Annotated in this window: 27 protein-coding genes; 9 read left to right on the top strand and 18 right to left on the bottom strand. The window is 66.9% G+C overall.

Annotated elements, in window-relative coordinates; translation table 11 throughout:
• Positions 1-13 precede the first annotated feature (13 nt).
• Complete coding sequence (locus FBY28_RS23360; protein ID WP_174241720.1) at positions 14-535, top strand: amino-acid N-acetyltransferase; 522 nt, start codon at positions 14-16, stop codon at positions 533-535.
• 53 nt (positions 536-588) lie between these two features.
• Here FBY28_RS23360 and FBY28_RS23355 read toward each other — a convergent pair whose 3' ends face one another.
• Positions 589-3,159, bottom strand: coding sequence for an FtsK/SpoIIIE family DNA translocase (locus FBY28_RS23355; protein WP_174241719.1), 2,571 nt, complete (start codon positions 3,157-3,159; stop codon positions 589-591).
• Positions 3,160-3,338: 179 nt separating this feature from the next.
• Between FBY28_RS23355 and FBY28_RS23350 the strand changes: the two genes are divergently transcribed.
• Genes FBY28_RS23350 through FBY28_RS23340 form a run of 3 tightly spaced genes read left to right on the top strand, consistent with a single transcriptional unit; the run spans position 3,339 to position 5,349 of the window.
• Positions 3,339-3,653 carry a putative quinol monooxygenase gene (locus tag FBY28_RS23350; RefSeq protein ID WP_030135047.1) on the top strand — a complete coding sequence of 105 codons (315 nt, stop codon included), beginning with the start codon at positions 3,339-3,341 and terminating at the stop codon, positions 3,651-3,653.
• Positions 3,654-3,661: 8 nt separating this feature from the next.
• On the top strand, positions 3,662-4,480 hold the full coding sequence (locus tag FBY28_RS23345) for a mycofactocin-coupled SDR family oxidoreductase (RefSeq protein WP_141869582.1): 819 nt from the start codon (positions 3,662-3,664) through the stop codon (positions 4,478-4,480).
• Entirely contained in the window at positions 4,480-5,349 is an 870-nt protein-coding gene (locus FBY28_RS23340; protein ID WP_141869581.1) for an SAM-dependent methyltransferase, read from the top strand. Before FBY28_RS23345 ends, FBY28_RS23340 begins: the two co-directional genes overlap by 1 nt.
• Here the strand turns inward: FBY28_RS23340 and FBY28_RS23335 are convergent.
• Positions 5,346-7,055, bottom strand: coding sequence for a ribonuclease J (locus FBY28_RS23335; RefSeq protein WP_141869580.1), 1,710 nt, complete (start codon positions 7,053-7,055; stop codon positions 5,346-5,348). The genes FBY28_RS23340 and FBY28_RS23335 overlap by 4 nt on opposite strands.
• A gap of 13 nt (positions 7,056-7,068) precedes the next feature.
• On the bottom strand, positions 7,069-7,971 hold the full coding sequence (gene dapA / locus FBY28_RS23330) for a 4-hydroxy-tetrahydrodipicolinate synthase (RefSeq protein ID WP_141869579.1): 903 nt from the start codon (positions 7,969-7,971) through the stop codon (positions 7,069-7,071).
• A gap of 76 nt (positions 7,972-8,047) precedes the next feature.
• Between dapA and FBY28_RS23325 the strand changes: the two genes are divergently transcribed.
• Complete coding sequence (locus FBY28_RS23325) at positions 8,048-8,623, top strand: nucleoside deaminase (RefSeq protein WP_141869578.1); 576 nt, start codon at positions 8,048-8,050, stop codon at positions 8,621-8,623.
• A gap of 32 nt (positions 8,624-8,655) precedes the next feature.
• On the opposite strand, the gene FBY28_RS23320 is transcribed toward FBY28_RS23325, so the two are convergent.
• The 5 genes from FBY28_RS23320 to FBY28_RS23300 form a co-directional block, all read right to left on the bottom strand.
• On the bottom strand, positions 8,656-9,255 hold the full coding sequence (locus tag FBY28_RS23320; protein WP_141869577.1) for an SDR family oxidoreductase: 600 nt from the start codon (positions 9,253-9,255) through the stop codon (positions 8,656-8,658).
• A gap of 77 nt (positions 9,256-9,332) precedes the next feature.
• On the bottom strand, positions 9,333-10,436 hold the full coding sequence (locus FBY28_RS23315) for a GGDEF domain-containing protein (protein WP_141869576.1): 1,104 nt from the start codon (positions 10,434-10,436) through the stop codon (positions 9,333-9,335).
• Positions 10,437-10,482: 46 nt separating this feature from the next.
• Positions 10,483-11,700, bottom strand: coding sequence for a winged helix-turn-helix domain-containing protein (locus tag FBY28_RS23310; protein ID WP_141869575.1), 1,218 nt, complete (start codon positions 11,698-11,700; stop codon positions 10,483-10,485).
• Between the two features lie 57 nt (positions 11,701-11,757).
• Entirely contained in the window at positions 11,758-12,222 is a 465-nt protein-coding gene (locus tag FBY28_RS23305) for a dihydrofolate reductase (protein WP_141869574.1), read from the bottom strand.
• A complete protein-coding gene (locus tag FBY28_RS23300; protein WP_353618560.1) occupies positions 12,219-12,977 on the bottom strand; it encodes a thymidylate synthase in 759 nt (252 codons plus the stop codon). The genes FBY28_RS23305 and FBY28_RS23300 overlap by 4 nt, the downstream gene beginning before the upstream one ends.
• Before the next feature lie 114 nt (positions 12,978-13,091).
• Between FBY28_RS23300 and FBY28_RS23295 the strand changes: the two genes are divergently transcribed.
• A complete protein-coding gene (locus FBY28_RS23295) occupies positions 13,092-13,829 on the top strand; it encodes a dienelactone hydrolase family protein (RefSeq protein WP_141869572.1) in 738 nt (245 codons plus the stop codon).
• Position 13,830: 1 nt separating this feature from the next.
• On the opposite strand, the gene FBY28_RS23290 is transcribed toward FBY28_RS23295, so the two are convergent.
• From FBY28_RS23290 to dapB, 4 genes are all read right to left on the bottom strand, one after another.
• On the bottom strand, positions 13,831-14,289 hold the full coding sequence (locus FBY28_RS23290; protein ID WP_141869571.1) for a hypothetical protein: 459 nt from the start codon (positions 14,287-14,289) through the stop codon (positions 13,831-13,833).
• Between the two features lie 106 nt (positions 14,290-14,395).
• The gene (locus tag FBY28_RS23285; protein WP_286178418.1) at positions 14,396-14,851 is read right to left on the bottom strand and encodes a flavodoxin family protein; all 456 of its coding nucleotides are present in this window, start codon (positions 14,849-14,851) and stop codon (positions 14,396-14,398) included.
• Positions 14,848-15,318 carry a hypothetical protein gene (locus FBY28_RS23280; RefSeq protein WP_141869570.1) on the bottom strand — a complete coding sequence of 157 codons (471 nt, stop codon included), beginning with the start codon at positions 15,316-15,318 and terminating at the stop codon, positions 14,848-14,850. The genes FBY28_RS23285 and FBY28_RS23280 overlap by 4 nt, the downstream gene beginning before the upstream one ends.
• On the bottom strand, positions 15,315-16,052 hold the full coding sequence (dapB, locus tag FBY28_RS23275) for a 4-hydroxy-tetrahydrodipicolinate reductase (RefSeq protein WP_141869569.1): 738 nt from the start codon (positions 16,050-16,052) through the stop codon (positions 15,315-15,317). The genes FBY28_RS23280 and dapB overlap by 4 nt, the downstream gene beginning before the upstream one ends.
• 42 nt (positions 16,053-16,094) lie before the next feature.
• Here dapB and FBY28_RS23270 point away from each other — a divergent pair, with 42 nt between their 5' ends.
• Positions 16,095-16,853, top strand: a complete 759-nt coding sequence (locus tag FBY28_RS23270) for an META domain-containing protein (RefSeq protein WP_141869568.1) — start codon at positions 16,095-16,097, stop codon at positions 16,851-16,853.
• Positions 16,854-16,862: 9 nt separating this feature from the next.
• A complete protein-coding gene (locus FBY28_RS23265; RefSeq protein WP_141869567.1) occupies positions 16,863-17,774 on the top strand; it encodes an NAD-dependent epimerase/dehydratase family protein in 912 nt (303 codons plus the stop codon).
• Positions 17,775-17,789: 15 nt separating this feature from the next.
• Here FBY28_RS23265 and FBY28_RS23260 read toward each other — a convergent pair whose 3' ends face one another.
• Positions 17,790-18,644 carry a hypothetical protein gene (locus FBY28_RS23260; RefSeq protein WP_216847915.1) on the bottom strand — a complete coding sequence of 285 codons (855 nt, stop codon included), beginning with the start codon at positions 18,642-18,644 and terminating at the stop codon, positions 17,790-17,792.
• Positions 18,641-19,156 (bottom strand): HTH-type transcriptional regulator AldR, encoded by a 516-nt coding sequence (gene aldR / locus FBY28_RS23255; protein ID WP_023985625.1) that lies wholly within the window; start codon positions 19,154-19,156, stop codon positions 18,641-18,643. Before aldR ends, FBY28_RS23260 begins: the two co-directional genes overlap by 4 nt.
• A 92-nt stretch (positions 19,157-19,248) precedes the next feature.
• Between aldR and ald the strand changes: the two genes are divergently transcribed.
• Positions 19,249-20,376 carry an alanine dehydrogenase gene (ald, locus tag FBY28_RS23250; protein WP_141869566.1) on the top strand — a complete coding sequence of 376 codons (1,128 nt, stop codon included), beginning with the start codon at positions 19,249-19,251 and terminating at the stop codon, positions 20,374-20,376.
• Between the two features lie 18 nt (positions 20,377-20,394).
• Here the strand turns inward: ald and bla are convergent, their stop codons facing one another.
• The 4 genes from bla to FBY28_RS26100 form a co-directional block, all read right to left on the bottom strand.
• Positions 20,395-21,291 carry a class A beta-lactamase gene (bla, locus tag FBY28_RS23245; RefSeq protein WP_141869565.1) on the bottom strand — a complete coding sequence of 299 codons (897 nt, stop codon included), beginning with the start codon at positions 21,289-21,291 and terminating at the stop codon, positions 20,395-20,397.
• Between the two features lie 14 nt (positions 21,292-21,305).
• A complete protein-coding gene (locus FBY28_RS23240) occupies positions 21,306-22,592 on the bottom strand; it encodes a M16 family metallopeptidase (RefSeq protein WP_141869564.1) in 1,287 nt (428 codons plus the stop codon).
• Positions 22,593-22,683: 91 nt separating this feature from the next.
• The gene (locus FBY28_RS26105; RefSeq protein ID WP_216847913.1) at positions 22,684-23,736 is read right to left on the bottom strand and encodes an FMN-binding glutamate synthase family protein; all 1,053 of its coding nucleotides are present in this window, start codon (positions 23,734-23,736) and stop codon (positions 22,684-22,686) included.
• Positions 23,658-24,329: a Rieske (2Fe-2S) protein gene (locus tag FBY28_RS26100; RefSeq protein ID WP_216847912.1), complete on the bottom strand. Its 672-nt coding sequence runs from the start codon at positions 24,327-24,329 to the stop codon at positions 23,658-23,660. The genes FBY28_RS26105 and FBY28_RS26100 overlap by 79 nt, the downstream gene beginning before the upstream one ends.
• Between the last annotated feature and the right edge of the window lie 12 nt (positions 24,330-24,341).

Here is a 24,341-nt window from a genome sequence, read left to right as displayed (position 1 = left end):
TACTCTCGCTGCTGTGAGCGAGGCGGTCGATCAAGTCCCAGATGCCCTTGTCGTGCGCCGGGCCCGCACCTCCGATGTGCCGGCGATCAAGGATCTCGTGGACATCTATGCGGGCAAGATCCTGCTGGAGAAGAACCTGGTCAACCTCTACGAGGCGGTGCAGGAGTTCTGGGTGGCCGAGGCCGGCGGTGAGATCGTGGGCTGCGGTGCCCTGCACGTGCTGTGGGCCGACCTGGGCGAGGTACGCACCGTCGCGGTACATCCCAAGGTCCGCGGCAAGGGTGTCGGGCACCGGGTGGTCGCACAGCTGCTCGACGTGGCACGCGAACTGCACCTGCAGCGCATCTTCGTGCTGACTTTCGAGACCGATTTCTTCGGCAGGCACGGTTTCACCGAGATCGAGGGCACCCCGGTGACCGCCGAGGTCTACGAGGAGATGTGTCGGTCCTTCGATACCGGCATGGCCGAGTTCCTGGACCTGTCCTATGTGAAGCCGAACATCCTCGGCAACACCCGCATGCTGCTCACCCTCTAGCGATTTGTGGAGCGTGGGCCGCGACGGTGACGGCTCACGCTCCACAAATCGCGCTAGAAGTCGGGCTCGTCCTCGTCGTCGTCACCGCCGTTGGCGTCCGAGCCGCCCCGGATCAACGCCAGCGTGCCGGCCAGCTCGTCGGGTTTGACCAGCACCTCGCGTGCCTTGGAGCCCTCGGACGGACCGACGATATTGCGGGTCTCCATCAGATCCATCAGGCGTCCCGCCTTGGCGAATCCCACCCGCAGTTTGCGCTGCAGCATCGAGGTGGACCCGAACTGCGAGGACACCACCAGCTCGACGGCCTGCAGGAACACATCCATATCGTCGCCGATGTCGGGGTCGACATCGCCGCGCTCGCCACCGGTCGGTTTGGCCTTGGTGACGCCCTCGACGAACTCCGGCTCGGCCTGGGACTTGGTGGCCTCGACGACGGCGTGGATCTCCTCGTCGGTGATGAAGGCACCCTGCATGCGGATCGGCTTGTTGGCCCCCATCGGCAGGAACAGCCCGTCACCCATACCGATCAGTTTTTCGGCGCCGGCTTGGTCGAGGATGACGCGGCTGTCGGTCAGCGACGACGTCGCGAACGCCAATCGGGACGGCACATTGGTCTTGATCAGACCGGTGACCACGTCCACGGAGGGACGCTGAGTGGCCAGAACCAGATGGATACCGGCGGCGCGCGCCTTCTGGGTGATACGCACGATGGCTTCTTCGACGTCACGCGGCGCCGTCATCATCAGGTCGGCGAGCTCGTCGACGATGGCCAGGATGTAGGGATAGGGCTTATAGACCCGCTCGCTGCCCAGCGGGGTGCTGATCTCGCCGCTGCGCACCTTCTCGTTGAACACGTCGATATGACGCACCCGAGACGCCTGCATGTCCTGGTAGCGCTGCTCCATCTCCTCCACCAGCCAGGACAGCGCGGCGGCGGCCTTCTTCGGCTGGGTGATGATCGGGGTGATCAGGTGCGGGATGCCCTCATACGGCGTCAGCTCCACCATCTTCGGGTCGATCAGGATCATCCTGACCTCTTCGGGGGTCGCCCGCGCCAGCAACGACACCAGCATCGAGTTGACGAAGCTGGACTTACCCGAACCGGTCGAACCGGCCACCAGCAGGTGCGGCATCTTGGCCAGGTTGCAGGAGATGAAATCGCCCTCGATGTCCTTGCCGAGCCCGATCACCAGCGGGTGATGGTCACGGCGGGTCGACGGCGCGGTGAGCACATCGGACAGCCGAACCATTTCGCGGTCGGTGTTGGGCACCTCGATACCGACGGCGGACTTGCCGGGAATCGGCGCGAGCATGCGGACGCTCTCGGTGGCCACGGCGTAGGCGATATTGCGGTGCAGCGCGGTGATCTTCTCGACCTTCACGCCGGGGCCTAGTTCGACCTCGTAGCGGGTCACCGTCGGGCCGCGGGTGCAACCGGTGACGCTCGCGTCGACCTTGAACTGCTGCAGCACCGAGGTGATGGCGTCTTCCATCTGGTCGTTGGCGGCGGTCCGCAACTTCGGCGGGTCCCCGGCCACCAGCAGCTCCAGCGAGGGCAGCACGTAGGGCCCCTCGACGACCCGGTCCACCACCAGGGCGTCGTCCTCGGACTTCTTGGGCTTCTTCGGTTCCGGCTTGGGCCTGCGGGGCGGGGGCTTGGCCGCAACGGGCTCCGGAGCCGTGGGGGCCTCCTCGACCGGCAGCGGATAGTTGTCCATCGGCGTTCCGGCGGGCAACTCGGCGGTCGGCCACTGCTGTGCGTCGGCAGCTCCGAGGTCGTCGTCGCGGTCGTAGTAGGCGTCGGAGAAGTCATCGGTGACGGCCTCGGCGCCATCGTCGTAGTAGTCGTCTTCGTCGTACTCGTCGTCATAGTCGTCGTCGAAGCCACGAGTGCTGAACATGTCCCGCAACGTGTCGGGCAGCTCCCTGATGGTCGTGCCGGTCAACAGCAACACCCCGAACAGCACACCGATCACCAGTAACGGCGTCGCGATCCACACCGTCAGACCGTCCGAGAGCGGGCCGCCGATGACGAAACCGATGAATCCCGCGGCATCGCGGCGCGCGATCGAATCCAGGGGTGCACCGGCCCACACGTGCCACAGGCCGAGCACCGGCAGCGCGATCATGACCGAACCCAGGATCAGCCGGGGCCGGGCGTCGAGGTTGGGCTCGGTGCGCATCAGGACGACGGCGATGACGCCGAGCACAATGGGCACCAGCACGACGGCGCCGCCGACCACGGTGCGCAACACCATGTCGATCCAGCCGCCTACGGGCCGGGCGGCATCGAACCAGGAGCTGGCGGCGACGACGACCGCGAGCCCCAGCAGCGCCAGCGCGATCCCGTCGCGCCGGTGGCCCGGCTCCAGATCACGAGCCCGGCCGACCGAACGCGCGGTGGAGCCTGCGCCCTTGGCAACCATCAACCAGCCGGCCCGGGTTCCCCGGCCCATGGCGGCGCCTGCGGCGGCAAAGCGCGACGGTGAGCGGCGCGGCGCGGGTTTGCGCCGAGGCGGGGCCGGGCGCTTCGCCGGCTTACTTGCTGCCCGCGACTTGGTTCCCGAACTGCCCTTTGACGTGCTCGAACGGGCTCGGGACCGGGCGGCGGTCTTGTTGGCCATGGGTGCCAGCCTAGTCGCAGGGGCCTCTCTTTCACCATCAGCCACACCAGTCACAAATTGGTCTCGAACTCGGCATTTCCCCTGACCTGGGAGCGGCTGACCGTCTGGACTCCCCCGGTGACCCCCGCCACACCCGCAGTTAGGGTGGGTCGGCAAGCCACTCGGAGTTGAGGAGCACCATGCCCGTTGTCGTCGTCGCCACCATGACCGCCAAACCCGAATCCGTGGATACCGTTCGCGCGGCATGCACCGAGGCCATCGCCGAGGTGCACGACGAGCCGGGCTGCGAGCTGTACTCCCTGCACGAAGCCGACGGGACCTTCGTCTTCGTCGAACAATGGGCCGACGCCGACGCATTGCAGAAGCACGGCACCGCGCCGGCGATCGGGAAGCTGTTCGGGGCGATCGGTGACCACCTCGCCGGTGCACCGGACATCAAGATGCTGACACCGATCGTTGCCGGTGATCCCGCCAAGGGACAGCTGCGCGGTTAGATGGCCTGATGGGATCACTATCGGGAAAGGTCGCCTTCATCACCGGCGCAGCGCGCGGCCAGGGCCGGGCGCACGCGGTCAAGCTCGCCGGTGAGGGCGCCGACATCATCGCGGTGGACCTGTGCGATCAGATCGCCTCGGTGCCTTATCCGATGGCGACCCCCGACGACCTGGCCGCGACGGTCAAGCTCGTCGAGGAGGCTGGCGCGCGGATCTACGCCGCCGAAGCCGATGTACGGGATCGAGACGCGGTGAAGTCGGCATTGCGGGCCGGCACCGAAGCGCTCGGCGACCGGCTCGACATCGTCATCGCCAACGCGGGCATCGCCCCCATGTCCGGCGAGGACGCCTGGCAGGACGTGATCGACGTGAACCTCACCGGGGTGTACAACACCGTCGACGTGGCAATGAAGCCCATGGTCAAATTCGGCAACGGCGGGTCGATCGTGCTGACGTCCTCGGTGGCGGGGTTGGTCGGCATCGGCTCGCCGCTGGCCGGATCCATCGGCTACGCCGCCGCCAAGCACGGCATCGTCGGATTGATGCGGGTCTATGCGAACGTGTTGGCACAGTTCAATATCCGGGTCAACTCGATTCATCCGGCCGGTGTCGACACTCCCATGATCGACAACGACTTCATCCGCAGTTGGTTGCAGGGCATGGCCCAGCAGGAACAGCGCGGACCGGATATGTCCAACGCCCTGCCGGTGCAGACCCTCGACGTCGACGACATCGCCAATGCGGTGCTCTGGCTGGTATCCGATGCCGCCCGGTACGTCACCGGTGTCACGCTGCCACTGGACGCCGGATTCGTGAACAAGCGCTAGTGCCGTCGAATCCGGCCGCCCGCACCGCGATCGGACCGATGTTGCTGTCGGCCATCGAGGCGCTGGAGCCTCCGCAACGCCGGCTGATCGACGATGATCTGGCTGCTTGCTTTCTGCCGCGGGGCTCTCGGGCCCTGGCCGGGATGGCACGCGCGGGCTGGCTGCGCCGTGCCCTGATCGCGGCATCGGACCGGTCCGGACCGGGGCTTTGGGCCGGGATCGCCTGTCGCAAGCGCTATATCGATGACAAGGTGTCCGATCCGGCCAGCGAGACCGACGCCGTCGTCATCCTCGGATCCGGTCTGGACACCCGGCCGTATCGGATCGCCCGCTACAGCGATCTTCCGGTATTCGAGGTCGATCAGCAGACGAACATCGACCGCAAGAGAACAACGGTCGTCCGCGCGCTCGGCTCGGTGCCTACCTCGGTGCACCTCGTCGGTGTGGACCTCGAACGTGAGCCGTTGATGAACGCGCTGCACACCAATGGTTTTCGCGATACCGGCCGCACGCTCTACATCGCCGAAGGGCTCACCCAGTATCTGTCCCCAGCTGCGGTACACGAGTTGTTCGAACAACTCCGCCAGGCGACAGCCGGCAGCCGACTGGTCTTCAGCTACGTCCGCGCCGATTTCGTCGACGGCACCGAGAGATATGAGAGCGACGCGGTGTACCGCCGGTTCGTCCCACGATTGTGGAAATCCGGCTTCTCCCCCGAAAACCTGGAGGAGATGCTGCGCGGCCACGGCTGGCGGCTGATCGAGCAGGCCGGTCCGAGTTACTACCGCGACATCTACATCCGCCCCACCGGCCGGCCCCTGAGCGCATCGCCGATCGAATGGACGGCGCTGGCCGTGCGCAGCGACTAGATCTCGATGACGGTCGGCACGATCATCGGCTGGCGGCGGTAGGTCTCCCCCACCCACTTGCCGACGGTGCGCCGCACCGCCTGAGCGATGCGAACGGGATCGGTCACCTGATCACCGGCGAGCCGCTCCAACTCCTGGGCCACCTTCTCGGCGACCGGATCGAGCGCCTTGGGATCCTCGGAGAAACCCCGCGAGTGCAGGTGCGCGGGTCCGGCGGCGCGCCCGGTGCCGCGACGCACCACCACCGTGACGGCGACGAAACCCGCTGACAGGGTCAGCCTTTCGCCGAGGGTCGACTCCCCCACGTCACCGGTGACCAGACCGTCGACGAACCGCTTGCCCACCGGCACCGCGCCCGCGATGGAGGCGACACCGTTGACCAGGTCGACGCTCACCCCGTTCTCGGCCAACATGACGTTCTCGGCAGGCACCCCGGTGCTCACCGCCAACGCGGCATTGGCCCGCAGGTGCCGCCAGGTTCCGTGCACCGGCATCACATTGCGCGGACGCACGCCGTTGTAGAGGAACAGGAGCTCACCGGCGTAGGCGTGCCCCGAAACATGTACCCGCGCTTGCGCATTGGTGACCACCCGGGTCCCCACCTTGGCCAGCGCATCGATGACGCCGAATACCGCCTCCTCGTTGCCGGGGATCAGCGACGAGGACAGGATGACCAGGTCACCGGCGGTCAGGGTGATACTGCGGTGCTCGCCGCGCGACATCCGCGACAGCGCGGCCATCGGCTCACCCTGGGTGCCCGTGGTGATGAGCACGACCCGTTCGGGCGGCATCATCTCGGCGGCCGCGATATCGAGGATGTCCTCATCGGCCACCCGTAGGAAGCCGAGCTCGCGGGCGATGCCCATGTTGCGCACCATGGAGCGCCCCACGAAGGACACCCGCCGGCCCAACGCGACTGCGGCGTCGATGATCTGCTGGACACGATCGACGTTGGAGGCGAAGCAGGCCACGATCACGCGGCCATCGGCGCCACGGATCAGCCGGTGCAGAGTGGGGCCGACCTCGCTCTCCGACGGGCTCACTCCGGGATGCTCGGCATTGGTCGAGTCACACAAGAACAAATCGACACCGGCATCCCCGAGCCGCGACATGCCGGGCAGATCGGTGGGCCGCCCGTCCGGCGGGAGCTGGTCGAGTTTGATATCGCCGGTGTGCAGGATGGTGCCCGCGCCGGTGTGCACGGCGATGGCCAGCGCATCCGGGATCGAGTGGTTGACCGCGAAGTACTGGCATTCGAACACCCCGTGAGTGCTGCGCTGCCCCTCGGCTACTTCGATGATCTTGGGCTTGATGCGATGCTCGCGGCACTTCTCGACCACCAATGCCAGCGTGAACTTCGAGCCGACGACCGGGATATCGCCGCGCAACTTCAGCAGATGCGGGATCGCGCCGATGTGATCCTCATGGGCGTGCGTGAGCACCAGCGCCTCGACATCGTCGAGGCGATTCTCGACGTGGCGCAGATCCGGCAGGATCAGGTCGACGCCGGGCTCGTCGTGGTTGGGGAACAGCACACCGCAGTCGATGATGAGCAACCGTCCGAGATGCTCGAAAACGGTCATGTTGCGGCCGATTTCGCCGATACCGCCCAGCGCCGTGATGCGCAGTCCACCCGGCGCCAACGGCCCCGGCGCGGTCAGCGCGGGCTGAGTCGTGGGAGCCGGTCCGCCGGCGACAGTGTTCATCGCAAGATGCCCTTCATCGCAAGACGCCGGCGGCGCGCATATCGGCGGCCAGGAGATCGATCTCGGATTGCTCTGCCGGCACCTGGGGCAACCGGGGCTCACCCGCATCGAGGCCGATCAACCGCAACGCTTCCTTGGACATCGTCACGCCACCCAACCGGTTCTGTGCGTCGTTCAGCGGCGCCAGCGTGGTGTTGATCTTGCGAGCCGTGGCGACATCGCCGGAGTTGAACGCGACCAGCATGTCGCGCAGCTGACCGGCGGCCACATGGCCCCAGACGCTGATAAAGCCGACCGCGCCCACCGCCAGCCAGGGCAGGTTCAGCGAGTCGTCTCCGGAGTAGTACGCGATGCCGGTGTCAGCCATCAACCGTGCCGCCCCGTGCAGATCCCCCTTGGCATCCTTGACCGCGACGATGTTGGGGTGAGCTGACAGGTTGTGCAGGGTGTGCCAGTCGATCGGGATGATCGAGCGGGGCGGGATGTCATAGAGCACCACCGGCAGCTCGGTCGCGTCGGCGACAGCGGTGAAGTGCGCCTCGACCCCGCGCTGCGACGGGCGGGAGTAGTAAGGGGTCACCACCAGCAGGCCGTGCGCGCCGGCGGCCGCACTGGCTTTGGCCAGGCCCACGCTGTGCGCGGTGTCATAGGTGCCGGCTCCGGCGATGATGCGCGCTCGGTCGCCGACGGCGTCCAGCACGGCCTCCAGCAGCGCGATCTTCTCGTCATCGGTGGTGGTCGGCGACTCGCCGGTGGTCCCGGAGACCACCAGACCATCGCAACCGGTGTCGACCAGGTGGGTGGCTACCTTCTTGGCGGTCGCCAGATCAAGCGAGCCGTCCGGGCCGAACGGCGTCACCATGGCAGTCAGCACGGTGCCCAAACGTGCGCTGACATCAATTCCACTGGTGGTCACGGGCGTCAGATTACCCGCTCGGTCGACCCGATTTTGCAGCGCGGGCGGGTCGGGCGGTTTCGGTTTAGTGTTCGACATGGCTTCAGCGACCGCACTCGCCCGCCGCTTGCTCGATGTGATCGAGTCCGATGTGCTGCCGCTCACATCGGCCGGGGTGGCGACGGGTAACAAGGTCTTCGGCGCCGCCATCTTGCGCAAGTCCGATCTGTCGCTGGTGGTCGCCGGCACCAACGCCGAACTGACCAATCCGCTGTGGCACGGCGAGGTGCACACGCTCAACCAGTTCTACGAGCTGCCCGACCGGCCTCCGACCGCGGATCTGGTGTTCCTGTCGACCCACGAACCGTGCACCATGTGCATGTCGGCCATCACGTGGGCGGGTTTCGACAACTTCTACTATTTCTTCAGCCACGAGGACTCCCGTGACAGCTTCGCCATCCCGCACGATCTTCAGATCCTGTCCGAGGTGTTCGGCTTGGAGCCCGGTGGCTACCGTCGCCGCAATGCGTTCTGGACCGCGGTCAGCATCGACGAGCTGATCGGCACCGAACCCGAGCTGCGCGCCCAGCAGAGTCGTATCACCGATCGTTACGCCCAGCTGTCACAGCAGTATCAGGAGTCAAAGGGCGGCAACGACATTCCACTGGGTTAGGGACGACGCAGAACGGTGTTGCACGGCGCCCACTAGGCCGAGCAGAGATACTGCGAACCGCCGCCGACGTAGACGATGCCGGGGTGGTACTCCGACTGCGCCGCACCGGCGACCGCAGCGGCAAAACCGTCAGCCGATGGCGGCGGCGCGAAGTACGCGCCGTCGATCATGTTGCCCGAGACGACGGTGAAATGGATTCCGCGCCGGTTGAATTCGTAACGCATGCCGTACATGGCCGTCTCCCCCGCGCGCATGCTGGCCGCGATCGGGGCATAGCCCTTGGGGACCGCCTTGTGGGGATAGAAGTGCGCCTGGTGGCTCGTGACGAACACGACTCGTCCACCGATCGGCATCAGCGGCATGGCCAGTTCCACGATCCGGCGCTGAGCATCACGGTTGACCCGCATCGCTGCGCGGGCGTCGTGTTCCAGAACGCCGGGAGCGTTCAGGATCAAGGTGTCCAGCCGCCCGAACCGATGCCGGATATCGGCGATCACCGACTCCGCGGCCGTCTCGTCGGCGATGTCGGGAGCATTGATGACACGGGTACCCGGGTGCGCCAATTGGTGGGCGACCTCGGCACCGATACCTCGGGACGCGCCGGTCACCAAGGCAATCTGGGTGTCGTGCATGTTCGGATCCTTTCGCCGTCCCTGGGCTTCTCCGATCACCGTACACCAAAAATAAGAAAAATAAGGGATCCTTAAGGTCACGGTGAGGTGGAGAGAGCGTCACCGTCATCGGCCAGTTCCACATACTGCACCTGGTCACCTCCTGCCCGCTTGGACCGATACATCGCGGCATCGGCGATCGCGATCATTTCGTCCAAGAACGCCGGGAACGCGGCATCGGCCGCCAGCGTCGCGGTGCAACAGCCCAGGCTCGCGGTGAGCTGCCCCGGCTGCGCCGAGATGCCGTGCCGGATGCTCTCGGCCGAGGCCGCGTGCTGCTCCTTCGGAGCGATATCGGCGACCACGAACTCTTCACCGCCGATGCGCGCCACGAGGGCGCCCGGCGCGCAGAGCCGTTGCAGCACGGCACCGATACCCACCAGCGCCGCGTCCCCGGCAGCGTGCCCGCGGGTGTCGTTCAGTTTCTTGAAGTCATCGATATCGATCATCGTGACGTTGAACGGGCTGGACATACCGGCGCGGGACAGGACGAGTTCATGCACGGCGTTGTAGAAGGATCGTCGATTCGCCAGCCCCGTCAACGGGTCATGGTCGGCCAGCCTCAGATCGGAATGCAATGAATGCACCAGCGCGTGGATGCCAAACGGCACACCGAGGTTGAGACCGAGCACCACCAGGACCGATGCGACGACCAGAGCGGTGTCGCCGGTGTCAGCGTGTAGACGCCACGCCGTGACGGCGACGCACGTCGCGGCGACGACGAAATTGGCCAACACATGGATGAGCGCGTGGAAGTAGGCGAGCATGCCGCCGATCGCGGCGAACATCGCACAACCCATGAGGCCGCCATAGGGACCGGAAAGCGTCAGGCAACCCAATGCGATGGAGCCGCTGCAGATCGCGTGGTACGCCAACGAACGCCCGCGGCTGGGCCAGCCGAGCAGCCATACCGATCCCGCCGCGACAGCCAGGGCCGATACCAGGACGGCCAGCGTGCGGGTCGCGTTCGAGCTGGGACCGAGCGGGCTGCCCATCATCAGCACCGGTACCGACGCAAACAGCACCGTGAAGGTGAAGGTGGCCAGCCGCCACTGCAGCGCGAGGTCACGTTCCTGCAGATAGGCGCTGAACCAGTGGAATTGATCGTTGCGTTGCCACCACTGTCGGTCCCGCCCGGACATTCGTAACAGTGTGCCTTTTGACGACGCCCGCGTCACCTCTGTGCGGTCAACCAGCGGTCCGCAATGCTGCGCGCAGCGGTCCACACAGTTCGCCGCGATGCCCCACGGCGACGTCATCGAGCCCCAGCCAGTGCGCCATCGACGTCAGCTCCGGCGCCATGGCGGCGGCGACGTGCCCGCGATCGTGCCCGTCCTCGGTGAACGCACCCAGAACGTGCAGGGCGCCGTCGGCGCGCTTGAGGTCGACACGGCCGACCAGTTGCCCGTCCAGCAGAAACGGCCACACGTAGTACCCGAACTGACGCTTGGGGGCCGGGGTGTAGATCTCGATGCGGTAGTGGAATCCGTCGAACAAGCGCTGTACCCGCGGGCGGAAGAAGATCAAGGGGTCGAACGGACACAACAGCGCCGTCCCGCGATCTCGGCGCGGGATCGTCCGGCCCGGCAACAGGTAGGCCTGCGCGCCCCACCCGTCGACCTCGACGGCCTCCAATTCGCCGTCGGCCACCAGCGCGGCCAGCGCGGGCTTGCTCAGCTTCGGGCTCAGCCGGAAGTAGTCACGCAGATCCGGTTCGGTGCCGATACCGAGCGCGCCGGCCGCCCGCAGCATCAACTCCCGCACCGCCTCGGAGTCGGAGACCTCCCGGGCCAGCACCTCCGGCGGCAACACCCGTTCGGTCAGGTCGTAGTGGCGGGCGAACCCGATCCGCGTCGCCGTGGTGAGCACACCTGCCGACCACAGCGCCTCGGCCACCCACTTGGTGTCGCTGCGGTCCCACCACGGACCCTTACGGCCGCGCGGTTCGGTCTGCAGATGGGCCTCGATCTGGCCGGCGGTCGATGGCCCGAGCTCGGTGATCGCGGCGATGACGTCCTCGGCGAGCCGGCCATTCCTCTTGACGATCTCGCTACCCCAGCGGCCGTGCTCGAACTCCCGCATCCGCCAGCGCATCAGCGGCCAGTCCTCCACCGACATCAGGGCCGCTTCGTGTGCCCAATACTCGGTCAGCAGTCGTGGGGACCTGGCGCTGTGACTCCATGCGGCGCGGTCGAGCACGTCCCGGTCATAGGGGCCCAGCCGGCTGAACACCGGCGCGTAGTGCGCACGCACCGAGACCGACACCGAGTCCAGTTGCAGCACCTGCGTGCGCGCGACCAACCGTTTGAGGTGCGCACGGGTGACGGGACCGCGCGGTTTTGGTTCATGGAATCCCTGTGCGGCCACGGCGAGCCGGCGGGCCTGTGCTGGGGTCAGGGTCGCCACGTGGTCATCGTGCCGCATGGCACCGACAAGCCCGTGCCGCACGCACCGACAAGCTCGTCAGCGCACGTAGCTGGAGAATCGGTACCGCAACCCCGAACTACTGGTCAGCCAGTCTCCGACGGTGCCGGTCCACGTCTCGTCGAGCACCGGGGCAACCGCGTCCTCGTCATCGCGCACCAGGTCGATCTCGATCTCGGTGACCTCGCAACGATCCGCAGACGTCATCGCCTGGCCGTAGAGCTGCGCGCCACCGATCACCCAGCCGTCGATATCGGCAGGGAGTTCGGTGACCACCTCGGCACCTTCTGCCCGATAGTCCGGGTCACGGGACACCACGATGTTGCGACGTCCCGGCAGCGGACGCACCGCCGCGGGCAGCGACTCCCACGTCAACCTGCCCATGACGACGGTCTGCCCCAGCGTCAGCTCCTTGAAGCGCGCCTGGTCCTCGGGCAGCCGCCACGGGATGCCGTTGGCCCGTCCGATGACACCGGAGGTCGACTGGGCCCAGATCAGCTTCACACCGCCACCGGGGCCTTGATCCCCGGATGCGGGTCGTAGTTCACGATGGCGATATCCTCATAGGTGTAGTCGAAGATCGAATCACGCGGGGCCAGAATGAGTTCCGGGTAGGGCCGCGGATCCCGCGACAGCTGCAACGTCACCTGCTCGACGTGGTTGTCGTAGATGTGGCAGTCACCGCCGGTCCAGATGAACTCACCGACACCCAGGCCGGCCTGCGCGGCCATCATGTGGGTCAGCAGGGCGTAACTGGCGATGTTGAACGGCACACCGAGGAACAGGTCGGCGCTGCGCTGGTACAGCTGACAGGACAGTCGGCCGTCGGCGACATAAAACTGGAAGAACGCATGACACGGCGGCAGCGCCATCTGCGGGATCTCCCCGACATTCCATGCCGAGACGATGTTGCGTCGGGAGTCGGGGTCACTCTTGAGCAGTTCCAGCGCCGCCGAGATCTGGTCGATGTGCTCGCCGGACGGGGTCGGCCAGGATCGCCATTGCACACCGTAGACCGGTCCGAGATCGCCTGTCTCCGAGGCCCATTCGTCCCAGATCGTGACTCCGTGTTCTTGCAGCCACCGCACGTTGGAATCACCGCGCAGAAACCACAGCAACTCGTAGACGATCGACTTGGTGTGCACCTTCTTGGTGGTGATCAGCGGGAATCCGGCATTCAGGTCATAGCGCAGCTGGTGTCCGAACACGCTGCGGGTACCGGTGCCGGTGCGGTCGGATTTCGGGGTGCCCTGCTCCATCACCAGACGCAGTAGATCCTCGTACGGGGTGTCAACCGGGGCCACCGGGCCAGCTTACGTCGCACCCACCCGGCACGCTCGGACCCGACCCCGATGTCGGGTAGAACTGAAACCATGCCCACCACCACGGACACCATCACCACTGCGGACGGTTCCTGCCGGGTCACCGTGGCCACCCCGGACGGCGACGGCCCCTGGCCTGCCGTCGTGATGTACCCCGACGCCGGCGGCGCACGCAGAACCTTCGACGAGATGGCCGCCCAGCTCGCCGGGTACGGCTACGTGGTGCTGGTGCCCGATGTCTACTACCGCGAGGCCGGCTGGGCGCCGTTCGACATGGCCACGGTCTTCGGCGACGAGGCCGAACGCAGGCGGCTGTTCGGGATGATCAAGAGCGTGACCCCCGACGTGATGGTCGCCGATGCGGCAGCCTTCTTCGACTATCTGGGCGCCCGCCCCGACGTGCGCGGCGAACGTTTCGGTACCACCGGCTACTGCATGGGTGGGCGCACATCGCTGATCATCGCGGGGCGGGTACCCGAGCGGGTGGCGGCGGCGATGTCTTTCCACGGTGGCGGGCTTGCCACCGACCAACCCGACAGCCCGCACCTGCTGGCCGGCGCCATTCAGGCTGTCGTCTATGTGGGCGGGGCGCAGGATGACGCGTCGTTCACCGCGACGCAGGCCCGAACCCTTGAACAGGCGTTGACGGCAGCCGGTGTCGAGCACACAATCGAATTCTATTCCGCGGCACATGGTTTCGCGGTGCCGGACAATGCCCCATACGATGCTGCGGCGGCGGCGCGGCACTGGGAGGCGATGAGCGCGGTGTTCGGGCGCACGCTCGGCTGAGCTACGGGGTCGTGCGACGGTCGTGCAGGTACGTCGCGAACGCGCGAAAGATTCCGCGTGAGGCATAGATCGCGGCGACGACCGACAGGACGATCAGCAGCACGAACATGACCAGCCAGTTGGTGCGGTCGTGGCTGACGTTCCACCACACGATGGCGAACAGCACGGTGCAGACGAACACCACGATATCGCGCCAGTTGCCCTCGTAGGAGGCGGCCATTTGCCGGATCTCGCGCTGCTTCTCGACGGCGCCGACGATATCGTCGATGCGGATGTCGATGGACCGTTGTAACGCCGCGCGCCGTTCGACCTGATCCTGGGGGATCTTCTCCAGCAGTTCCATATCGGCCTTGATGTTGCCGCGGATGTCCGGACCTTTGAAGGCGCCGGCCGCCAGGCCCAGCAGTGCGCCACCGGCGATCGGTGCGGCGCCCAACGCGATCTCGGCGATTCCCGGCATAGCCCCTCCGTTGTTGACTCGACGTCGCGGTCAGTGTGCCATCCCGCCGGTCGGAGGTCCGCGGCTTGGGAACAAAGTCACGACGGTGGCGGGCCGGGCGGCCCCTTCAGGGCGCGTCCATCAAGCCGGCCGCAATCGTCGCGCCGAGATTCCAGCAGGCCTGCAGATCGGCCTTGCCGGGCGCGCCGGAGACCACCACATGTTCGGCTGCCTTCTGCCAGCCCAGGCCGGATGTGATGCCGTCGACCGCGCGCACCGCACCCTCGGTGCCCTCGTTGCCGTGCATAAACAGTCCGAACGGGCGACCGCGGGTGCTGTCGAGCAGTTGGTAGTAGCTCTGGTCGAAGGCATGTTTGAGCGCACCGGAGATGTAGCCGAGGTTCACCGGCGAACCCAGCAGATAGCCGTCCGCGGTGAGCATCTCGGCCGCCGACACCGTCAGGGCCGGCCGCCGCACCACCTCAACACCCTCGATCTCGGGATCGGTGGCGCCGGCCAGCACCGCCTCGAACATGGCCTGACAGTGCGGGCTCGGGGTGTGATGCACGATCAGCAGCCTCACCGCGCGTCGCGCTCCATCTCGACGGCGGTGCGCATCGTCTCCCTGGCCCGGCCCCGGTCCCCGGCAAAATCGTAGGCGCGAGCCAGCCGATACCAACGAACCCAGTTGTCACGGTCGGCTTCCAGCTCCGCACGGGTCCGCTCGAACAACGCGTCGGCGGCGTCGCGTTCGATGCGACCCGAGGCCCGGCGCGGAAGATCACTCACGTCGAGGTCCATTCCGGACTCGCGGGCCAGCCGCACCAAACGCTGATGAGCCAATCCGGCACGCAGCGTGGCCACCATGGCCCACAACCCGATCAGCGGTAACACCAGCAGCGCCACGCCAAGCCCGATGGGCGCCGCCTCACCGGAAGCGATGAGTGCCAACGCCGTTCGGCCCAACATGACGAAGTAGACCAGCAGCGCGATGCACATGAATCCGATCAACACCTGGATTCGCAGGGCACGCCCACCGTCGTTGTTCATGACAGGTCGAGCAGAGGCTCAATCCCGATGGTCAGGCCAGGACGTCCGGCGACCTGACGCACGCCGAGCAGGACACCGGGCACGAAGGAGGTGCGGTCCAGGCTGTCGTGACGAATGGTCAAGGTCTCCCCCTGCGTGCCGAACAGCACCTCTTGGTGGGCGATCAACCCGGCCAGCCGGACCGAATGCACCCGGACACCGTCTACATCGGCGCCGCGCGCACCCTCCAGTCCGGTGCTGGTGGCATCGGGGCTGGGCGGCAGACCCTTTCGCGCCTCGGCGATCAGCGCTGCGGTGCGGGTGGCGGTACCCGAAGGCGCATCGGCCTTGTGCGGGTGATGCAGTTCGATGACTTCGACCGACTCGAAGTGGCGGGCCGCCAGCTTGGCGAAGTGCATGCTCAGCACGGCGCCGATGGCAAAGTTCGGGGCGATCAGGACGGCAGATCCGGGCGCGTCGGCCAGCCACCCGCGCACGGTGGCGATGCGCTCCTCGGTGAATCCGGTGGTACCCACCACCGCGTGAATACCGTTGTCGATGATGAACTTCAGGTTGTCCATCACCACATCGGGATGGGTGAAATCGATGACGACCTCGGTGCCGCTCTCGGTCAGCAGGCTCAACGCATCCCCGGCGTCCACCTCGGCGGAGAGCTCCAGATCGGCGGCATCCCGGACGGCCTCGACCATGGTGGCGCCGACCTTGCCGTGGGCACCCAACACTGCGACTCGCATGAGGGGCAGCCTACTGCGCGCGCCGGTCGGTACCGTGGGCACATGCGCATCGCGTGGCTCCCCCTGGCGGTCGCGGCTCTCGCAGGCTGCGGCGGCGTGGCCGATGCGCAAGACCCCACGCCAGAGGGGCGGACCTTCGTATCTGTCGGTATCGTCGGCGAACCGATCCCCGGTGGCGGGCCGCTGACGCTGGAGTTCCGCGACGGCCATATCTCGGCCTTCGCCGGATGCAACCGTGGATCGGCCACCGCCGACCTGTCCGGCGGGCACCTGAGTACCGGTGAACTCGCGACCACCATGATGGCCTGCCCGCCACCCTTCTCCGAGGCCGATGCCTGGATGACACGTCTGCTGCAGGCCCGACCCGGGTGGACGTTGACCGGTGACGATCTCACCCTGACCACCGCCGCCACGACGGTGACCCTGCGTGACAAGTCTGTCCTCGATCCCGACCGGCCGGTCGTCGGCACCAGTTGGCGGGTGGACACCCTGATCTCGGGCGACGCGGCGATGACATCGGCGGCCCTGGAACAGGCCAAACCCGGGTTGACCGTTCGTGATGACGACACCGTGGTCGGTTGGACAGGGTGTAACACCTTCTATGGTCGCGCCACAGCCGTGGCCGGCGTCATCACCTTCGGGCCGATCAACACCAGTGGTCCGCCCTGCCCCGGCGAGGTCGGCGAGATCGAGCGATCGGTGCTCGATGTGCTCACCGGTGAGGTGACGGCGATCGTCGAGGCCGATCGGTTGACGCTGACCAACGCCGAAGGCAACGGATTGGCACTGCGCGCCGAGTAGCATCCGGCCATGCGTGGTCACAAGATCCTCATCACCGGCCCGACCGGACAGGTAGCAGCCCCCATCGCGATGTCGTTGGCGGCCGACAACGAAGTCTGGGGTATCGCCCGATTCACCGATCCCGCCGCGCGGGAGCGTCTGGAGCTGGCGGGTATTCACTGTGAACAGGTGAACCTTGCCGCCGGCGACTTCTCCCGCCTGCCCTCGGATTTCGATTACGTGCTGAATCTTGGCGTCGCCAAGAGCGGCCGCTGGGACAAGGACCTGGCGGCGAATGCGGAGTCGGTGGGTCTGCTGATGGCGCACTGCGCCGACGCCACGGCATTTCTGCACTGCTCGTCGGCGGCCGTGTACGACCCGCCCGGCGAGGAACCACGCACCGAGTCAGCGGCATTGGGCGACAACCACAAGCCCCTCTTCCCGACCTATTCGATCTCCAAGATCGCCGGCGAGGTGGTGGCGCGGACGATGGCGCGCGCGTTGGGATTACCGACGGTGATCGCGCGGCTCAACGTCCCCTACGGCGACAACGGCGGCTGGCCGTTCTATCAGATGGAGATGATGCTGGCGGGTATCCCGCTACCGGTGCCACCGGGAGGGCCGGCTCGCTACAACCCGATCCACCAGGACGACATCATCGCCATGCTGCCCCGGATGCTGGCGGCCGCGACGGTCCCGGCGACCACGGTGAACTGGTGCGGTGACCAAACGGTCGGCTTGCAGGAATGGTGCACCTATATCGGGGAGCTCATCGGTCGGGAGCCGGTTTTCGAGGTCAGCGATCAGGCCCTTCCCACCGGCCCGACCGATACGACCAAGATGCACGAGATCGCGGGCGGGACATCGGTGGATTGGCGCGACGGAATCCGACGGATGGTGAGTACGTTCCACCCGGAACTGGTCGCGCCCAGCGCCGTGTAGCGGGCCGCGGCCAAGTCAGGTCAGGTCAGGCCAGGCCAGGGCATCGAGCGCGGAATCGGCGGCGGCCAGCGCCGCGGCATCGCGCTCCAGATCGGATTTCGAGACATCGTGTGCGCGCCGGGCGTCCGCAAGGTCGGCATCGGCGATATCGACATCGTGTTCGGCGGCCGCCAGCGACTCACGAGCCCGCTCAAGGCGTTGCCGCGCGGCGACGAGTGCGGCCTGCCGTTCCGCGACCGCGCCGGCGGCGACCGCATCGGCCTTCTGCGACTGCGCGAGTGCCGCTGCGGCCGCGGCACGCTGCTCGGACAGGAGACGCCGACGCTCACCGGTATCGGGAGTGCGCCGGGCGGGCGGGGCCGGCGCAGTCGAGTCGGGCCGCCGGGTCCCGACGGCCACCGATACCCCGAAATCACCGAACCCCGACCACTCCTCGGCTTTCTCCAGCCGGCCGAGCCTGGCGTGTACGCCCGGATCGGCGATCGCCGCCTGCAGCGTGTTGGTGATATCGGCACGCAGAGCGGGCGTCGGCGAGTCCACCCGCGCTGCCGCGAGGCCGGCCCTGGTGAGGTCTGCGACCACTCGGCGTTGCGCGGTGGTCAACTCGCGGATACGCGCACCGTCCATGGCGGCGTGCGCAGCCTGCAGCTGCGCACGTAGTTCGGCCAGCCGGTCAGCGGCCGCGGGATCCGCACGCATCAACGCGTTGACCACCCAGGCGGCCTGGGTGGGCCGGCGGGCCGCACCGATCGTGCGGGCCGCCTCGGTATCGCCGCGTTCCCTCGCCTGCGTTGCCAATCGGCTTCGCAGCGCGGTGAATTCCGGCGGCGGCACCCCGTACAGCGTGGCCAGGTCGTCATCGACGGTCACAAGGGCGACGCTCCCCGTAGGTGCTCGAAGATCAGGGACGTCTGGGTGGCGGCCACATCGCCGTCGGCATTGAGGTTCTCCACCACGAACGCACGCAGGTCCTCGGTATCGCGCGCCGCGACATGCAGGATGAAATCGTCACCGCCGCCCAGGAAGTAGACGTCCATCACCTGCGGGCGTTGTCGGATCTGGGCGATGAAATCCCGAATGCGCCCGCGCGCATTGGATTGCAGGCTCACCGAGATCATCGCCTGGAGCGTCAGCCCGACCGCCGCCGGGTTGATATCGGTGTAGAACCCACGGATCACCCCGATGTCCTGAAGACGACGCAGCCGACCGTGACATGTCGACGGCGCAATCCCCACCGCCTCGGCCAACGCGCTGTTGGACATCCGCGCATCCGCGTGCAGGGCGAGCAACATTCGCCGGTCGATATCGTCGAGATCGGAGGGTCGAACATCTTTCGGCCCAGGCGCCAACCGCGGACCGCGGGTTGATGATCGTTCTGCCATGGCGCGATCTTAGCGAATTATCGACATAAAGATTGTGCGTCTGTCGATGTTTATTCACACTTGCTGGTACATCCAAGACTTTAGGAGCGAGCATGCTCGTCGGCATCCCGACCGAGATCAAGAACAACGAATACCGCGTCGCCATCACGCCCGCCGGGGTGGCCGAGCTGACCAAGCGTGGTCACGACGTCATCATCCAGGCCGGCGCGGGCGCAGGCTCGGCCATCACCGACAACGACTTCAAGGCCGCCGGTGCCGAGATCGTCGAGAGCGCCGAAAAGGTGTGGGCCGACGCAGATCTGCTCCTCAAGGTCAAAGAACCCATCGAAGCCGAGTACGCGCGGCTGCGACAGGGCCAAACGCTGTTCACCTACCTGCACCTGGCTGCGTCCAAGCCGTGCACGGATGCGCTGATGGCCTCCGGCACCACCGCGATCGCGTACGAGACCGTGCAGACCACCGGATCGGACGGATCGGTGGCTCTCCCCCTGCTCGCCCCCATGAGCGAGGTTGCCGGACGACTGGCCGCACAGGTCGGCGCGTACCACCTGATGCGCACCCAGGGTGGTCGCGGTGTGCTGATGGGCGGGGTCCCCGGCGTCGCCCCCGCTCGGGTCGTCGTCATCGGTGGCGGCATGGCCGGTGACAACGCGGCCGCGGTGGCATGGGGCATGGGTGCCCACGTCACCGTGTTCGATCTCAACATCAACACCCTGCGCAAGATCGACGCCGAGTACGGCGGGGCGATCGAGACCCGCTACTCGTCCAGCCTGGATCTCGAAGACGCGGTCAAGCAGGCAGACCTGGTCATCGGTGCCGTGCTGGTGCCCGGCGCCAAAGCGCCGAAACTGGTCACCAATTCGACGGTCGCGCAGATGAAGACCGGCGCGGTTCTCGTCGATATCGCCATCGACCAGGGTGGTTGTTTCGAGGATTCGCGCCCCACCACCCACGACGACCCGACCTTCGCCGTCCACGACACCGTCTTCTACTGCGTGGCCAACATGCCCGGCGCCGTGCCACGGACATCGACGTATGCGCTGACCAACGCCACCATGCCCTACGTGCTCAAGCTGGCCGACAAGGGCTGGCGCGAGGCCTGCCGCGCCGACCCGTCACTGGCGAAGGGCCTGTCCACCCATGAGGGCGCGCTGCTCTCCGAGCAGGTGGCCAGCGATCTCGACCTGCCGTTCACCGACCCCACGGCAGTGCTTGGGTGAACCGAGGACGGCTGCGCGTCAGGCGAGCAGGTCCGGTAGCACCAGCGCGGCGACCTCACCGATCACCGGCCGCAGCCCCTCGGCATCGGGATCGGCGGATTGGGTGCGGGTCATGATCGACAGCAGCACGCGCGTACCACCGGGCCCGTAGGCGATACCCACGTCATTGGTCGTGGCGTAATCGCCACTGCCGGTCTTGTCCGCCGTCGTCCAGTCCGGCGGCAGACCCGCGCGCATGCTCGACGTCTGGTTGGCGCGCATCCATCCATCGAGGAGATCGCGTTGCACGGGCGGTAAAGCGTCACCCGCCAACAGGTTCCGATACCCCATACCAAGCGCCTCGGGGGTACTGGTATCGCGCGGATCGCCGGGGATCGCCGAGTTCAGATCGGTCTCCCAGCGGTCCAACCGAGTGGTGTCATCACCGATGCTGCGCGCGAAATCGGTGATAGCGCGCGGGCCGCCGAGTGTGGCGAGCAGCAGGTTGGCAGCCAGGTTGTCGCTGCGTTGCAGCGCGGCCTGGCACAGTTCGGCCAGCGTCATCTGGCCGCCTGCACGTTCCTCGGTCACCGGCGAATTCGGGAGGATCCCCGCTGGATCAACGAAAACAGGCTTCTCCAAGGACAATTCGCCGTCGGCCACCCTCCGCAATACCGCAGCCGCCGCATAGGCCTTGAATGTGGAGCACATCGCGAACGATTCTCCGGCGCGGTGCCGAACGGACATCCCGGAGTCCAGGTTCATCCCGAACACCCCGATGAAGGCATTGTGCCGAGCCTCCAGATCGCGGATCCGCTCGGGCAGTGCGGTCGCCGGGGCAGCCAGCGCGGTATCGTCCGCACAACCGGCAACCGACCCCACCGCCACCAGCGTCAGACCGCCGATCAACAGCTCGCGTCGTGACAGGCGCATCACCCGACTGTAACCCACTACCCCGCGATATCTCGAAGGCGCTGCGGTAAGGACCTTTTGGATTTGTACGGACCGAGCACCGCCGCACCGAGAGGCTTCGACAGCAATCGACGCGCGACGGCGTTGACCTCCTCGAGGGTGACAGCGTCGATCTGCTCGAGGGTTTGGGCGATGCTGCGGTGCGCCCCGAAGTTCAGTTCGCTGCGCCCGATCCGGTGCATCCGGGAACTCGAATCCTCCAGGCCCAGCACGAGACCGCCGCGCAGCGAGCCCTTGGCGATCGCACACTCCGAGGAGGTGATGCCGTCACGCGCCACGTCGGCGAGCACGTCGGTGGCCAATCGCACCACCTCGTCGAACCGTTCCGGCAAACAGGCCGCGTACATAGAGAAGGCGCCGGCGTCGGAGAACGTGTCCACACTGGAATACACCGAATATGCCAGCCCGCGACGCTCCCTGATCTCCTGGAAGAGTCGCGAGCTCAATCCGCCGCCGATCGCGGTGTTCAGCACCGAAAGTGCCCAGCGGTGTTCCCAGTAGCGGCCCGGGCTGCGCACGCCCGCCAACACGTGACTCTGCTCGGCATCGCGGCTGACCAGTTCCAGCGACGGGGTTCCCGGAACCCGGCCGGCGCCTTTACGGTGCGGGGCCGGAGCACGACCGCGCGACAGTCGCGGACCGAAGTACTCCTTGGCCAGTCCGACGATGTGGTCGTGGTCGACGTTGCCGGCCACCGCCAGCACCATCCGTTCCGGTGTGTAGCGCCGCATGTGGAACGAGTGCAGCTGTGTGCGCGTCATGGCCGAGATCGAATCGACGGTGCCGATCACCGGCCTGCCGACCGGGTGATTGCCGAACATGGCCGACAGGAACACATCCCCCAGCGTGTCCTCGGGGTCATCATCGCGCATCGCGATCTCCTCGAGCACGACATCGCGTTCCACCTCGACGTCCTCGGCGGCGCAGCGACCCCGCAGGACCACATCCGCCACCAGATCGACCGCCAATTCCACATCGGAATCGAGCACATGGGCGTAGTAGCAGGTGTGTTCGCGCGCCGTGAAAGCGTTGAGTTCACCGCCCACCGCGTCGACGGCCTGGGCTATCTGCACCGCCGACCGGGTCGGCGTGGACTTGAACAGCAGATGCTCCAGGAAATGCGCCGCACCGGCGACAGTGGCGCCTTCGTCGCGCGAACCGACACCGACCCATACACCCACCGACGCCGAGTGCACCGACGGGAGGTGCTCGGTGACCACCCGCAAGCCGCCGGGTAGGTCTGTTCGGCGCACTGCCGTCGACATCGGCGCTCCTCTCTGCGGCGACCCATGTTGCCGTATGCCCCTCGGGCACCGACACGCGGCCCACCCGTAGCCGGGGCGGGCTATCGGTCGCTCACAGCGGCATCACTCCGGCATAGGGCACCCCGCTCAGGTACGCCATGTCCCGGTCGAAGGTCACCAGATCGGCGATGTCGAAGTCTGCCAGCCTTCGGTGGCCGCAGGCCCTGGCCAGCACCGACATCAGATCGACCGATGCCTGCAGGAACCGGGCCAGTCGGTGCGCCGCCTGCTGGACGTCGAGCCGATCACGCAGGTGTTGCTGCTGGGTGGCGATCCCGACCGGACAGTTGTTGCTGCCGCAGGCCCGCATGCCGACGCATCCGATCGCCTGCAGCGCCGAGTTGGCCAGCGCGATGGCATCCGCACCCAGCGCCATCGCCTTGGCCATGTCGGCGGCCGTCCTGATGCCGCCCGTCGCCACCAGTGTCACCTGGCCTGACTTGCCGCAGCGATCGAGGTGTCGGCGCGCCCGCGCCAGAGCGGGGATGGTCGGCACCGAGATGTTCTCCCGAAAGATCAGCGGCGCCGCACCCGTACCGCCGCCGCGCCCGTCGATGATCAGGTAGTCCACCCCGATCTCCAGGGCGGCGTCGATATCTTCCTCGATGCGCTGGGCGCTCATCTTGTAGCCGATCGGGATGCCCCCGGATCGGGCGCGGACCTCGGCGGCGAAGTCGGCGTACTGGCCGACCGTCGTCCAGTCCGGGAATCTGGCGGGTGAAATGGCATCCGTCCCCGGGGCAAGGCCGCGCACCTCGGCAATCTTGCCCACCACCTTCTTTCCCGAGAGGTGGCCGCCGGTACCGGTTTTCGCCGCCTGGCCGCCCTTGAAGTGAAAAGCCTGCACGACGTCGAGCCGCTCGAAACTCCACCCGAACCGGCCGGAGGCAAGCTCGTAGAAGTATCTGGAGTTGGCCTGCTGCTCCTCCGGGAGCATGCCGCCCTCACCGGAACAGATTCCGGTTCCTGCGAGTTCAGCACCGGATGCCAGGGCGACCTTGGCCTCCTGTGACAAGGCCCCGAAGCTCATGTCGGTGACGAACAGCGGGATGTCGAGGGCGAGCGGCTTGGCAGCCGTCGGCCCGATGACCACACCGGTGTCCACCGCCTCACCGTCGAGCAGCGGGGGCGCGCGAGCTGTGCGGTGACGAACTGGATGCTGTCCCACGACGGCAGCTCCGAACGCGGTACCCCCATTGCACCCGTTGCGCCATGCATCCCCAGCCGCGACAACCCGTGCTCGGCCAGTTCCCGGATATCGGTGACGTAGGGCTCCTCGGATGTCGGTGCCACATCGGAGAATTCCTCCTGGTACCCACCGCCCTGCAGGTGGGGATGGCGCGACGCATGGGCCCGCACCGCAGCCAGATCGATCGCGACGTACCCGTCGCGCACGGTGGTGTCGAAGGTGGCCAGGGCCACCGAATTGTTCACCGGCGACACCCCGGAGTCCAGGTCGTAGCGCCAACCGTGCACACCGCAGACCAGGTCCGCACCCTCGACATGACCATCGGCGAGGCGGACGCCGCGATGGGCGCAGCGCCCGTAAAGCGCCGACACCGTATCGTCGGCGCGGCGGACCAGAACCAAGTCGACCCCGGCGACGGTCAAGGGATGCGGAACGCCGGACACCAGCTCGTCCAGCCGGATGGTCGTTTCGTATTTTTCGGCCACCGAGGACAAAGCGGCACTCCTCATTGCTGTGCGCCG

The organism is Arthrobacter sp. SLBN-53 (assembly GCF_006715585.1).
GTDB classification, from domain to species: domain Bacteria; phylum Actinomycetota; class Actinomycetes; order Mycobacteriales; family Mycobacteriaceae; genus Mycobacterium; species Mycobacterium neoaurum_A.
Note: the sequence above shows the minus strand (reverse complement) of the source record. Positions and strands in the feature narration are given on the sequence as shown.

What these genes read in the sequence shown, in the direction of transcription:
- FBY28_RS23355 (WP_174241719.1), bottom strand. Translation starts at nt 3,159, where the DNA reads ATGGCCAACAAGACCGCCGCCCGGTCCCGAGCCCGTTCGAGCACGTCA.
- FBY28_RS23350 (WP_030135047.1), top strand. Translation starts at nt 3,339, where the DNA reads ATGCCCGTTGTCGTCGTCGCCACCATGACCGCCAAACCCGAATCCGTG.
- FBY28_RS23345 (WP_141869582.1), top strand. Translation starts at nt 3,662, where the DNA reads ATGGGATCACTATCGGGAAAGGTCGCCTTCATCACCGGCGCAGCGCGC.
- FBY28_RS23335 (WP_141869580.1), bottom strand. Translation starts at nt 7,055, where the DNA reads ATGAACACTGTCGCCGGCGGACCGGCTCCCACGACTCAGCCCGCGCTG.
- FBY28_RS23325 (WP_141869578.1), top strand. Translation starts at nt 8,048, where the DNA reads ATGGCTTCAGCGACCGCACTCGCCCGCCGCTTGCTCGATGTGATCGAG.
- FBY28_RS23320 (WP_141869577.1), bottom strand. Translation starts at nt 9,255, where the DNA reads ATGCACGACACCCAGATTGCCTTGGTGACCGGCGCGTCCCGAGGTATC.
- FBY28_RS23315 (WP_141869576.1), bottom strand. Translation starts at nt 10,436, where the DNA reads ATGTCCGGGCGGGACCGACAGTGGTGGCAACGCAACGATCAATTCCAC.
- FBY28_RS23300 (WP_353618560.1), bottom strand. Translation starts at nt 12,977, where the DNA reads ATGGAGCAGGGCACCCCGAAATCCGACCGCACCGGCACCGGTACCCGC.
- FBY28_RS23295 (WP_141869572.1), top strand. Translation starts at nt 13,092, where the DNA reads ATGCCCACCACCACGGACACCATCACCACTGCGGACGGTTCCTGCCGG.
- FBY28_RS23290 (WP_141869571.1), bottom strand. Translation starts at nt 14,289, where the DNA reads ATGCCGGGAATCGCCGAGATCGCGTTGGGCGCCGCACCGATCGCCGGT.
- FBY28_RS23280 (WP_141869570.1), bottom strand. Translation starts at nt 15,318, where the DNA reads ATGAACAACGACGGTGGGCGTGCCCTGCGAATCCAGGTGTTGATCGGA.
- dapB (WP_141869569.1), bottom strand. Translation starts at nt 16,052, where the DNA reads ATGCGAGTCGCAGTGTTGGGTGCCCACGGCAAGGTCGGCGCCACCATG.
- FBY28_RS23270 (WP_141869568.1), top strand. Translation starts at nt 16,095, where the DNA reads ATGCGCATCGCGTGGCTCCCCCTGGCGGTCGCGGCTCTCGCAGGCTGC.
- FBY28_RS23265 (WP_141869567.1), top strand. Translation starts at nt 16,863, where the DNA reads ATGCGTGGTCACAAGATCCTCATCACCGGCCCGACCGGACAGGTAGCA.
- aldR (WP_023985625.1), bottom strand. Translation starts at nt 19,156, where the DNA reads ATGGCAGAACGATCATCAACCCGCGGTCCGCGGTTGGCGCCTGGGCCG.
- ald (WP_141869566.1), top strand. Translation starts at nt 19,249, where the DNA reads ATGCTCGTCGGCATCCCGACCGAGATCAAGAACAACGAATACCGCGTC.
- FBY28_RS23240 (WP_141869564.1), bottom strand. Translation starts at nt 22,592, where the DNA reads ATGTCGACGGCAGTGCGCCGAACAGACCTACCCGGCGGCTTGCGGGTG.
- FBY28_RS26100 (WP_216847912.1), bottom strand. Translation starts at nt 24,329, where the DNA reads ATGAGGAGTGCCGCTTTGTCCTCGGTGGCCGAAAAATACGAAACGACC.